The 2711-nt window shown below is 60.7% G+C and carries 3 protein-coding genes; all 3 read left to right on the top strand.

Annotated features, from left to right (window positions below; translation table 11 throughout):
- Nucleotides 1-1047: MFS transporter (locus WDW90_RS36180; protein WP_336492567.1), on the top strand; the 1047-nt coding region annotated here is incomplete at its 5' end.
- A 211-nt stretch (nucleotides 1048-1258) separates the two neighbouring features.
- Nucleotides 1259-2122 (top strand): amidohydrolase family protein, encoded by an 864-nt coding sequence (locus tag WDW90_RS36175; RefSeq protein ID WP_336492566.1) that lies wholly within the window; start codon nucleotides 1259-1261, stop codon nucleotides 2120-2122.
- 66 nt (nucleotides 2123-2188) lie between these two features.
- A partial coding sequence (locus tag WDW90_RS36170) for a hypothetical protein (protein ID WP_336492565.1) occupies nucleotides 2189-2711 on the top strand: 523 nt, incomplete at its 3' end.

Below are 2711 nucleotides of genomic sequence, written 5' to 3'. Positions count from 1 at the left end.
CTTGGCTTTTCAATCTTTGCCTATGGCAGCGTCACTGCCTTGACTGGGCTTGCCGTCACACCTGTACAGTTTGCGATCGGCCGCTTCTTCACCGGGCTTGGCGGCGGAGGAGAACTGACGGTTGGTGTGCCCTATGTCGTGGAATCGTGGGACAGCAAAAAACGTGGTCTAGGTGCAGGCTTCATGTTCGCAGGCTACGCCCTCGGCGTGGTGTACGCTGCGATCGTTTCCGCGCTCATTCTTGATTGGCTTGGCTGGCGCGCGATGTACTTTCTCGCAATCTTGCCGGCGATAATTATCCTGTTCGTTCGAATGCAGCTGGAAGAAAGCCCGAGCTACACAGCGACGATGGAGCGCCTGAAGCGCGCGAAGCTGAAGCGGGCCTCCTTCTTTACCTCACTGAAGACTAGCCCGAGGTTGCGGCGCAACGTGATGTGGGGAGCCCTGATCTACACCTCGCTCGCGGGCATCTACTACGCGGAAACCGTGTTTGCGGTGCCGTTTATGGTGTCGACGCTGAAAATGAGCACCACGGTCGCCGTTGCTACGCTCGGCTTGTTTAATCTCTCGATGTTTGCTTTTTCAATCTTCTGCGGCCACCTGTCCGACTACATCGGCCGCAAGCGGGCCGGCGCTGTGACGCTGCTTGTGCTCGCAGCCTCTCTGTGGGTGATGTTCTCGACAACGTCGATTCCGCTGTTTGTTATCTGCGGGATCCTGGCGTTTGGCGGCATCGGAGGTTCTTGGGCCATCGGTATGGTCCATGTGGCGGAGCTCTTCCCGACAGAGATTCGTGGATCCGGCTACGGCTGGTCCGTGGCGCTCGGTCGGTTCCCGTCCATCTTTGCTCCGGTTGCGATCGGCTGGCTCGCCAGTCTGACGCCAGGAGGCATGGGTGACGCCATGAAGTTCTCCTGCGCCGTGCTGCTGTTCGCCCTGATCGCGTATCTGTTCGGGCCGGAGACGCTCAACCAAACCGAGGCAGATCACGTCGTCAAGAACGAGGCTGACCAGGTGCTCGACCTCCATGAAGCGGGATCTCATTAACTTTCGGACTTGTGCGTCTTTCTCCTCTGAATCCGCCCACTGAAATGAGTCCGCCCACTGAACGACCGGGCCGTTCGGCCCGGCATTTTTCCCGGGAGTGTGGCCCCCGGCCAAGTTTAGCTCGGACGGGATTCAGGGCTTCGGGCCAGCGGTGAACGCCCTCGCACGTGCTCCGCTCGTCGACTCTCACTAACGCCGAGGATTAAAGCCAATGACGAAGCCTATCGTAGACATGCGGAGCCGGCCCTCCTTCCTGCATCCGTTCTTCGGAGCGAAGCCTGACACGCCCGAATACGGCGTCGTGCGCTGGCTCAACCGCCGGGTCGGAACCCAGGAGATCGACCATTTCACCCGTGGCCAGAGCGTCGAGGGCTTTGTCCGCGAGATGGACGGGGCGGGTATCACGGCCGCCGTAATGGTCGCCCGCAGCGTTCCCGGTGTTCGGATTAGCAACGACGATCTCGCCGCAGTGGCGCGCCATGACCCAAAGCGCCTGATCGGCATCGCCTCGCTCGACCCGACCGACCTCGGTCGCGAGGGAGCTGTGGCGGAAGCGCGCCGCGCCGTGTCAGAACTCGGCATGAGGGGCATCAATCTCGATGCGGGCTTCTATGGAAGTCCGATGCGCGCGGACGACGAGCGCCTCATGCCGCTCTACGAGCTGTGTCAAGAACTCGGTGTGCCCGTGTTCGTGATGTCAGGGCCGACTACCCCGGATCTGCGTCTGAACGATCCGTTCGCTGTCGACCGTGTCGCCAAAACCTTCCCGAAGCTGCCGATTGTCTGCTCCCACGGATTCTATCCGCACATTGACGCCATCGTTACCGTCGCCTTCCGCAACGAGAACGTCTACGTCTCGCCTGACATGTACACATTCTCGCCGGGCGGACGGCTCTACATCGAGGCTGCCAACGGTTTCATGAAGGATCAGTTCCTATTCGGAAGTTCCTTCCCGTTCCGTCCCATGAAGCAGGGAGTTGACGACTTCATGGCACTCGGGCTCTCGCCGGACGCGCTCGATGCAGCCCTCTGGCGGAATGCGAACCGGGTTCTCGGCCTTGGGATGAGCGCTTAAGCCGACGCTTCTCGAAGCGGCTCATGCGAGACGAGACCAACCCCGAAGCTCTAGGGAGGTATCACGATGACCTCGGACGAATGGCCCGCCGCAGCTTCACAGGATACAGAGCGGCTGGACGAGGCACGCCATCAGTTGCACAGCGTCGTCCAGTGGCTCGCTCGGATCGAGCGGAGCTACGGTTCCCAGGGTAACGGCGCGATGCCGACGCTTGAATGGAACGATGCTCGCAACGCGATCACAACGCATCCTCTTGGACGGGATCTTGAGCTCGAGTTGCGTTTGCCAGAGCTCGTTTTGCAGTTCCGAGAAGGTGGCGAAGCGGTGAGCCATCCGCTTCACGTTGAGGAGCATTCGCCGGCGCATGTCGAAGCATGGCTCCTCGTCGAGCTGTTTCATCGCGGCATAGATCGCGAGCGGTTCTCAAAGGCGCTGCCTTACGACGTCTCGGGCTTGATGGCGGGAGATGCAGTCGAATTCTCACCAGAGGCGTACGAGAAGGAACTGGGTGTGCTCACAGCGTGGTTCTCGAACGCGGCCTCCGTGATTGTGCGAACAGGCGACAAGGTGCGACCGGGGCAGAAGCAGA

Origin of the sequence: Methylobacterium nigriterrae (genome assembly GCF_037106235.1) — a bacterium.
Lineage (GTDB): Bacteria > Pseudomonadota > Alphaproteobacteria > Rhizobiales > Beijerinckiaceae > Methylobacterium > Methylobacterium nigriterrae.
Note: the sequence above shows the minus strand (reverse complement) of the source record. Positions and strands in the feature narration are given on the sequence as shown.